The 9485-nt window shown below is 63.3% G+C and carries 3 protein-coding genes and 3 tRNA genes; 3 read left to right on the plus strand and 3 right to left on the minus strand.

Annotated elements, in window-relative coordinates; all coding sequences use genetic code 11:
- Positions 1–25: 25 nt before the first annotated feature.
- From IDM28_RS16575 to IDM28_RS16585, 3 genes are all read left to right on the plus strand, one after another.
- Positions 26–5137 carry an RHS repeat domain-containing protein gene (locus IDM28_RS16575; protein ID WP_188036494.1) on the plus strand — a complete coding sequence of 1704 codons (5112 nt, stop codon included), beginning with the start codon at positions 26–28 and terminating at the stop codon, positions 5135–5137.
- Between the two features lie 248 nt (positions 5138–5385).
- Positions 5386–7965 (plus strand): fimbria/pilus outer membrane usher protein, encoded by a 2580-nt coding sequence (locus IDM28_RS16580; RefSeq protein WP_188036495.1) that lies wholly within the window; start codon positions 5386–5388, stop codon positions 7963–7965.
- The gene (locus IDM28_RS16585) at positions 7962–9041 is read left to right on the plus strand and encodes a fimbrial protein (RefSeq protein ID WP_188036496.1); all 1080 of its coding nucleotides are present in this window, start codon (positions 7962–7964) and stop codon (positions 9039–9041) included. The genes IDM28_RS16580 and IDM28_RS16585 overlap by 4 nt, the downstream gene beginning before the upstream one ends.
- Before the next feature lie 106 nt (positions 9042–9147).
- Here IDM28_RS16585 and IDM28_RS16590 read toward each other — a convergent pair.
- The 3 genes from IDM28_RS16590 to IDM28_RS16600 all read right to left on the minus strand — a co-directional run bounded on the left by IDM28_RS16590 (position 9148) and on the right by IDM28_RS16600 (position 9462).
- Positions 9148–9223, minus strand: a tRNA-Gly gene (locus IDM28_RS16590).
- Between the two features lie 84 nt (positions 9224–9307).
- A tRNA-Gly gene (locus IDM28_RS16595) sits at positions 9308–9383 on the minus strand.
- Between the two features lie 3 nt (positions 9384–9386).
- A tRNA-Glu gene (locus IDM28_RS16600) sits at positions 9387–9462 on the minus strand.
- Positions 9463–9485: the final 23 nt, after the last annotated feature.

The raw sequence follows: 9485 nt of genomic DNA on the forward strand, positions 1-9485 counted from the left end.
TGAGTGGTTTCACCTGGAGCACTGTATGTCTCTGCATTCCAATGCCTTCAACTTCATGAGTTTCGTTCAGGGCAGTGTCGATCCACGCACCGGCCAATATGCACTGGGCATCGACTTGCCGGCACTCAACCCCAACGCACTGTGCGGCCCCGACCTGCCCCTGCAGTTGAGCTTCAACCCGATGAACGAACGCAACAGCGGCTTCGGCATCGGCTGGAGCCTGAAACTGACCCGCTTCAGCCTCGCCGATGGCATGCTCGAGCTGCACACCGGCGAAAGCTTCAAGGTCGCCGATAACGGCCCTGGGCAAACCGCGGTCATCGCGGAGCGCAAACTGGAAAGCTTCCAGTTCAGCAACATCAGCGAAGGCGAACACAAGCGCTTGCGCATTGCCCATAAATCGGGCCTTGTCGAAATCCTCGAACCCCAGGGCCCAGGCTTCGACGTGGCCCTGCCGGTGCGGGTACTGGCGCCCTCCGGGCATGGCATCGACCTGACGTATCAGGTCCTCAACGGCCAACCGCGCCTGGCGTCGATCAGCGACGACTGCCAACGCAGCCTGCTGAGCATCGACTACAGCGGCAACGCCCGGGTACTGCTCGACCTGCACCCCGCGACCGACGCCCATGCCCGCTTCACCCTGGGCCTGGAAGGCGACCAGCTGACCCGGATCACCCTGCCCGGCACCGACCAGGCGGGCTGGGACTTCACCTATCGAACCATTGGCGGCTTGTACTACCTGACTCGCTTGGCCAACCCCATCGGTGGTGTCGAGACGGTGGCCTACAAGGAAGACGGTCACGCGCTTCCGGGGGTCGCACGCACGCTGCCCTATGCCGCCGAACACATTCTCCAGCCTGACCCGCTGGATGAATCCACCCACATGAAGAACACCTACACCTTCAGCAGCAATAACTTCCTCGGCTATGGCGCCGGCGTCACCTGGTCCGACCAGGGCGAGGACAACCTCTACAAGTCGACCCAGGCCAACTTCAGCTACGACTCCACCGCCAGCCATTACCTCGATGGCCAGGTACTGCGCACCGTCAAACGCAGCTTCAACCGTTTCCACCTGATGACCGAACAGGTCACCAGCCAACAAGGCTGCATTGAAACCGTCACCACCACCTACCATGAACTGCCCAACCTGCAGTTCGCCGACCAGCCGAACTTCTTTCAGTTGCCGCACACGGTGACCAAGACCTGGACCCTGCAGGGCAACTCGCAGGACCGGCGCGCGGAAACCCTGCAAACCCGCTATGACGCGTTTGGCAACCTGATCGAAGAGATCAACGCCAATGGCATACGCACCGTGCGTGAGTACTATCCCAGGACGCAAAGCGACGGCTGCCCGGCGGACCCGGAAGGCTTCGTGCGCAACCTCAAATGCGAGACGGTCTACCCCGCCCCGGTCGACGACGAGACGCTGCCCGCCGCGGCGATCAAACGTAATCGCTATCGCTATGCGCTGCTCTCTGGCCTGACCCAGAACACCCTTCAGGCGCTGCCTGAAGGCTGGCTCGCACTCGCGCAGGAGGACACCTTCGAGGTCACCCTCGATCAGGCCAAGGAACACGAAACGCTGTTGCACAGCAACCGTCGCAGCTACCTGAACCTGCCCGACAAGCCCCATCTGCACGGTCGCCTCGACCAGCATCAGTTCAGCATGAATGGCGTTTCCGCCAGCCGCCGCTGGCGCTACGAGCTGGTCGATGACCCTGCCGGGCAACCGACCTGGCTGCAGAAACGCGAGACCTACAGCGCGCCATGCGGCACCCTGGAGACCACTACCCGTTCGGCGCAGTCGATCATCAGCGGCCATCTGGTCGAAGACCAGGACACCCTCGGTGTGGTCACCCGCTACCAGTACGATGTGCTCGATCGCCTGGTCGAGCAGACCACCGCGCCCGATGACCCGACCTACCGGGCCACCCGCCGCTTCGCTTACCCGATCCTGCAAGAAGACCGCCGCACGCGCAGCTGCGAGGAAGTCACCGACGCCAAGGGGGTGCTCACGCGCATCGTCTACGATGGCCAAAACCGCCAGATCAGGGAAGAGCGCGAAGTCGCCATGCCAGGCGACCCGCAACAGCGTCTGAAGTACACCGTGTCGACCATGCGCTACGACTCGGTCGGCCGTCTGGTCGGTGAAACCTTCCATGACTATCCGACGCAGCCGGGGGATGCCCGGGCGCTGACCCCGGACGTCACCCTGAGCTATAGCTACGGTTACGACGGCTGGGGCCGACGCAGTGAAGTGACCCGTCCAGACGGCGTCAGGGAGCTGACCCACTTCACCCCGTTTGGCGACGGTGGCGACCGTCTCAGCCACTGGTCCGAGAGCCCGGATGCACCCGGGGTCAAGCAACAGCTGCGGGTCAGCCAACTCAATGCGTTCAACAAGCCGGTGTTCGAGTACCGCCAGCTCGAGCAGGGAGACCAGCCAGCGCTCCAGGTGGGGCGTAAGGACTTCGTCTATGACGGGCTCGGCCGCTGCGTTCAGGACACCTTCAGCTTCACTGACAACAGCACCCAGGCAGTACGCCGCGTGACGCAATACACCTATGACGTCTGGGGCCGAATGGTCGAGACCGTGCGTCCGGATGGCAGCGCCCTGATCCGTCACTTCGCCGCGCAGAGCGCCAGTGAACTGACCACCGCCTTGCAGGTGCGCAAAAGTGCCGGCAGCGACGCCGAGACAGTCTGCGAGCGTGCCTTTGACGGCCTGGATCGGCTGGTCAAGGTCAAGGTTGGCCCGCGCCTCGAAGAATACGATTACCGCAGCACCACCCCGCTGGTGGAGAAGCGCACGAGCTACAGCCTCGAGCGCACTGGCAAGGGCCTGCGCAAGCGGGTGATCGGCTACCAGTACCTGCCGCAGTTGACCGTGCAGCCGACCCACGTCAGCGCCCGGATTGAAGTGGAGGGTCAAAGCGCGCCCAGCAGCGAATTGCAGGCCAATTATGCCTACGACGCGGTGAGCGCAGAGATTGCCAGTGCCGCCAATGCCAGCGGTAGCCGCGAATACCACTACTCCGCTCAGGGTCACCTGCGCGCAGAAACCTGGAAAGTCGCCGACCAGCAACAGCATCACAACGCCTACCGGCACTCGCTGCAAGGGCGAATCCAGGCCCGCGAGCACTCCGATGGTCACGACTGCCACTATGCCTATGACAGCCTCGGGCGCGTCACCCGCGTGGACCAGGGCAGCCTGCACTGTACCTTCGGCTACAACAGCGAAGGCTTGCTCGCCTCCACCACCACCCGCGACAGCGACAATGCCGATCGCCAGGTGCAGTGCACGCTGGCCTACGACGCGCTGGGACGCGAGGTTACCCGCACACTGAGCGTCAATGGCAGCGAACAGCAGGTAGTCAACCTGACCTGGCTGGACAACGACCTTCTTGCGAGCCGTACCTTGCACCGCGCTGGCAAACAGGTGCGCAAAGAGACTTTCGAGTACGATGAGCTCGATCGCCTCTTCGAACATTGCTGTGACGGCGAGGCACTGCCGCGCAATGCCAAAGGGCGGCCGATCAGTCTGCAGCAGTTCCGATTCGACGAACGAGACAACCTCACCCGCTGCGTAACCCAATTCGCCGATGGCACCAGCGACCGAGCCGACTTTACCTACGCGACGGATGGCAGCTTCAAGCTGACCAAAGTGACCCATCGCCTGCTTGAGGATTACCCCGCAGAGCAAGCGTTCGACTACGACGAATTCGGCAACATGCTCAATGACGAGCAGGGGCGCAAGCTTGAATACGACACCCTCGGCCGCCTGCAACGGGTGCTGGAGGTCGACGGTGTGACTCCGTTGGTCGAGTACCAGTACGATGGCCATGATGAGCTGGTGGGCTCGCTGCACGGCGGCACTCGCCAGGTCGACCGGCGCTTCCTAGGTCAGCAATTGCACTGCACCTCGCAAGACGATGTGCTGACCCACTACCTGTATGCCGGCATCCAACCGCTGGGGGTGCAGCACTACCCCGCCGATGCCGACGCCACGCAACTGCTGCTCAGCGACCTGTCGGGCAGCGTCATCGGCGAATGCGATGCGCAGGGCACCCGCCACGCAGACTATAGTGCCTACGGCGAACGGCCCGATGACAATGGCATGCGCAGCCTGCTGGCGTTCAACGGCGAAGCCCGTGAAGAGGCGCTTGGCTGGTACCTGCTGGGCAACGGTTATCGTGCCTACAACCCAGGCTTGATGCGCTTCCACAGCCCGGATTCGCTGAGCCCCGAAGAGGCCGGCATCAACCCCTACCTGTATGCACTGGGCAACCCGGTCAACTGGCGTGACCCCACCGGGCACCGGGCCGAAGGCGTCTCGCCGGATCGCGATCCACCGTCGTATGTCGATCCGCCGGAGAAGCCGAAGACACCGTGGGGCGCATGGATCGGCGTAGGCATCGCCGCCTTGATGCTCGGCGTGGCGGCCTTCACCATGCCGTGGACCGCACCGGCGACCATTGGCCTCACGCTGAGCTATGTTGCCGGTCTGGGCGGGGTGGCAGCCAACGCAGCGGCGCTCGGCATCCAGACCTACACCGCAATTACCGGAGATGACAACGCCAACCTGACCTACATCGCCTACGGGCTCAGTTTCATGGGCGGCTTCATCGGGGCTGCGGGGATCAATGGCACTCGCGCTGCACTTGGCGCAGTCAAGGCGGCGCAGTCTGCGAAAGCCGCGGCCAGTTACCAAGCGGGGAAAAAAGCCTTGTTCGACAATGTCTCCAAGGTCGCCACGGCCACGAGCAAGGTCAAAGGTAATGCGCCAGCGGGGCTGTCGAGGTCGCCGAGTTTGAGTGGACCCACCAGAAGCTCGATCGCCAACTTGCCCGAGCCCGACGCAGCCATGGGAAGCAGAACCGGTTCACAAAGTTGGTCAGGGCTGGACCTAGAGATGTTCGAAAACGCTTCCAGTCCGTCACCAGTCGCTTCCCCGGCACTCTCGCGCGCGAGCTCAGCGTCGAGCGTCAATCCGGTAGCAAACAGTGGCCATACAACTGCCACACCAGGGGCGGCATCCCCATGGAGACCAGTGCCCGCTGACTTTACCCAAGTGGGTAAGGGGCAATACATCGCCTGGAGAGATAATCACCAGCAATGGAGAATCATAAATGGCTAAACCTGAGGGTTGTCGAGCCTGAGCACGCTCTGCGCCATGCAGCGGTAGTCCATATCGCTACGTAGACTACTCCACTGCGAACCAGAGAAATTGCCTACATCCCCCCTTCCGGCGCCAGCCTAACCTAGCGCCCTCGAACCCGATGTACCTGCCGCTGAGGCGGTCGGTACATCGCGGTTCCCCCCACGCTCCAGCCACCACTCACCGATCCACTGCGATCGGTAGTGCATGCAGTTCAGGATCCTCCCATGTCCCGACTTGACCGGCGCAGGCCTCTGCCGTCGCGCCTGCGCATCGCCCTGCTTCCACCCTTTACGGGCAGTTGCCTGACCCTGGTGCTGAGCGCACCCGCCCTTGCCGAAAGCCCCTCTTCGCAGTTCCAGGCAGGTTTCATGCGCCAACCACCCGGCCAGGCGGCCGAAGCGGGTGCGCTTGCCCTGCAAAGCCTGGCGGCGGATACCCCGCTGACCCCTGGGCGCTATCGGGTGGCACTGCTGGTCAACCTCACGCCCGTCGAAACGCGCGAGATCGAATTCCGTCAGTCTGGCAAAGGCAAAGCGTTACAGGCCTGCCTGACCCGCGACCTGTTGCGCGACCTGAACCTGCGCGAGCAGGCGCTGGAAACGCCCTTGCCCGATGACGATCGCTGTATCGACCTGGCAGCGCTGATCCCCCAGGCGCGGGTTGATTTCGATCCGTCGCAGCTGCGCTTGTCGCTGTCGATCCCGCAGATTGCCCTGCGCCAGGATCGCTCCAGCAGCGTGCCGCAAGAACGCTGGGACACCGGCATCCCGGCCGCTTTCATCAACTACCAGGCGTCTGCCCAGTACAGCAGCCGGCGCGACGGGCGCAACACCCACAGCCAGGACCTCAACCTCAACAGCGGGCTCAATCTGGGGGCCTGGCGCCTGCGCAGCCAACAGTTCCTGCGCGAGGATGAACAGGGCCGGCGCCGCTGGACCCGCACTGACACCTACGCCCAGCGCGACCTGCCGGGCCTGTATGCCAACCTCACCCTGGGTGAAACCTTTACCAGCGGCGACATGTTTCGCTCCTTCGCCTTCTCCGGCGCGCGCCTGGCCTCCGACCAGGGCATGCTGTCCGACACCCTGCAACAGTACGCCCCAGTGATCCGCGGTGTGGCACAAACCCGGGCCAAGGTCGAAGTGCTGCGCAGCGGCTTTCCGATCTACTCGACCTACGTGGCGCCCGGCCCCTACGAAATCGACGACCTGAGTGTCGGCTCCGGCAACGGTGAGCTGGAAATCGTCGTCACCGAGAGCGATGGCCAGGTCAGCCGTTTCATCCAGCCCTATTCATCGATGGGCAGCCTCTTGCGCGAAGGCGTCTGGCGCTACAGCGCCACCGTTGGCAATTACACTGGCGCCAGGCACCTCGACGAGCCGCGCTTCTGGCAGGGCACGCTGGCGCGCGGCGGCGCCTGGGGCACCACCCTTTATGGCGGCCTGCTTGTCAGTGACCACTACCGAGCCGATGTGCTGGGCATGGCCCGCGACTTCGGCGAGCTGGGCGCGTTTTCGCTGGATGTCACCCAGGCCAATACCGACCTGGGTAGCACCCTGGGCCACGTCCAGGGGCAAAGTTACAGCCTGCGTTACGGCAAGACCTTCCAGACCCGCACCAGCCTGCGCTTCGCCGGCTACCGCTACTCCACCGAGGGCTACCGCGACTTTGACGAAGCGGTCCAGCAGCGCTTCGCCGACGCGCGCTTTGCAGGCAGCCGGCGCAGCCGGGTCGAGGCCTCGCTGTACCAGAACCTTGGCCGCAGCAGTTCGCTGAGCCTGACCCTGTCGCAGGAAGACTTCTGGCACAGCAATCAGCAACGCCGTCAGTACCAGTTGCAGTACAACACCCGCGTGGACAAGCTGGGGGTCAACCTGTTCGCCTCGCAATCGCTCAGTTCGCGCAACACCGACAGCCGCCAGTTCGGGGTCAGCTTGAGCCTGCCGCTGGATTTTGGCCGCCGCCCGCATACCGCTTCGTTCAACCTGCAACACGTCGATGGCAAGTCCAGCGAGCGGGCGAGCCTGCAGGGCGGCCTGCTGGATGATCGCCTCAGCTACCATGCTTCGCTCAACAACGATCGGAACCAGCACCAGAACGGCGCCGTATCCCTCGCTTATCAGGGCAGCCAGGCCAGCTTCGGGGCAGGTTACAACGAGTCACGCCAGCAACGCAGCCTGTCCCTGAACGCCAGCGGTGCGGTACTGGTGCATGCCGACGGTATCGCCTTCGGCAGCTATCTGGGCGAAACCCCGGCCCTGGTCCATGTACCCGACGTCGCCAACGTCGGCGTGCAGAACGCGTCCTCGGCTCGCACCGACGCCCAGGGCTATCTGCTGGTCTCGCACCTGAACCCGTATCGGATCAATTCGCTGGTGCTGGACACCGACCAGCTATCGCCCGAGGTCATCATCGACAATGCCAGCCAGCAGGTGGTGCCGCGCCGGGGCGCGGTGATCAAGGCCCGTTTCGATGCCCGCAAGGTGCTGCGGATGGTGCTGACCCTGCATCAGCCCGACGGCCGCCCGCTGCCCTTCGGTGCCCAGGTCAGCAATGCCCAGGGCGAGGTACTGGGGAGCGTCGGCCAAGCCGGGCAAACCCTGCTGGCCACCACCGAACCCGGGCTGCAGCAGCTGCAGGTGCGCTGGGGCGACAGCGCTATTCAACACTGCCAGGTGATGCTGGATGCGCAAACGATGCCGTACAGCGACGGCTATCGCCTGCAAACGCTGGCGTGCCTGCCGCACTCCCCTGACGACGCCGCCCCGGCCTCCGCTACCCTCTTACAGGAACAAACCTCATGACTTCTGCGCTGCGCAGTACCCTGCGTCCCCTCGTGCTGATCCTGGGCAACCTCGCGCTCGGGCTGGCCTCGACCAACGCCTACGGCAGATGCGCATTTGGCACCGGTGGCGCCTACATGACCTTCGTCAAAGACATGGGCAGCTTCTGGATCCCTCGCGACGCCCCGGTCGGCACCGTCATTGGCAAAGCACGATTATTCGCTCGCAATAACGAGAGCACGACGCTGGAGTGTTTTTATGATGCCGCCACCCCAGTCACCGCCAGGTTGCCCAACACTGCACCGCTGTTCAGCGGCAGCCTGCCACCGGTCGAAGGCAAGAACGTTGATGGTCACGTGCTGCAAACCAATATCCCAGGCGTCGGTGTGTATATCGATTTGGGATATCCCTACGATGGCAGCAGCACCAATAGCTTCAGCCCGGACGCTGTCAACGCAGTCCCTTACTCTGGCGCCATGAGGACCATGACCAGCTTCCCCGCGTCACTGAGCACCATCAATGGCGAGGCGGTGTTCATCAAGACCGGCGACATCGCCGCGGGGCCGCAGCGGATCGCTGGAGAGATGTTCCATGGGATTGTCCACGACCTGGGCAAAGTGCTGGACTACCGGCTCACGGCGACGGTCACTCGCGCGCAATGCTCCCTCAAAGCCGATGCGGTGAGTGCCGACCCGGTGTTGCTGGGTGATCACAAGGTTGAAGACTTCAAGGGCGTCGGCACGCACACGCCGTCCGTACCCTTCCATATCACCCTAAACGATTGCCAGGACAGCAGTGTGCCCGGCGCCACCCGTGCGGATGTCTTTGTGCATCTCGACGGTGCCAAAGGCTCTCGGGCAATCGACCCTGATCAAGGCGTGTTCAGCCTGACGAGCACGTCGGACGATATCGGCCTGGGTATTCAGCTATTGCGCAGCGACGGCTCGCCGATGCCGCTGCAAGCCGATCAGTTGATGAAAGCCCTGGACATCGGCCTCACCCGCCTGGATTTTCAGGCACGCTATGTTCAGATCGCCCCGCGGGTGAAACCGGGCGTGGGCGAAGGCGCGTTGAACTTCACCATCACCTACCGCTGAGCCCTACACGCCCCTGATTCAGGGGCGCCGGCGCAGTCACTGGGTCAGCGTGAAAAAATTCAGACGCAAAAAAGGGGACCAGAGGTCCCCTTTTTCGTACTACGTTTGGAGCGGGAAACGAGACTCGAACTCGCGACCCCGACCTTGGCAAGGTCGTGCTCTACCAACTGAGCTATTCCCGCAATGTAAAGCGTGCTTCTGTCGGCGTGACCGGCGTACTGCCCTTCACCACCGCTGTACGTCATGAACGCCACAGTTTGAAAAACTGGAGCGGGAAACGAGACTCGAACTCGCGACCCCGACCTTGGCAAGGTCGTGCTCTACCAACTGAGCTATTCCCGCAAATGGCGTCCCCTAGGGGACTCGAACCCCTGTTACCGCCGTGAAAGGGCGGTGTCCTAGGCCACTAGACGAAGGGGACAATGCCGACGCTTTGCAGCGCAC

This window comes from Pseudomonas sp. EZ-C24 (genome assembly GCF_014525325.1).
Taxonomy (GTDB): Bacteria; Pseudomonadota; Gammaproteobacteria; order Pseudomonadales; family Pseudomonadaceae; genus Aquipseudomonas; species Aquipseudomonas shirazensis.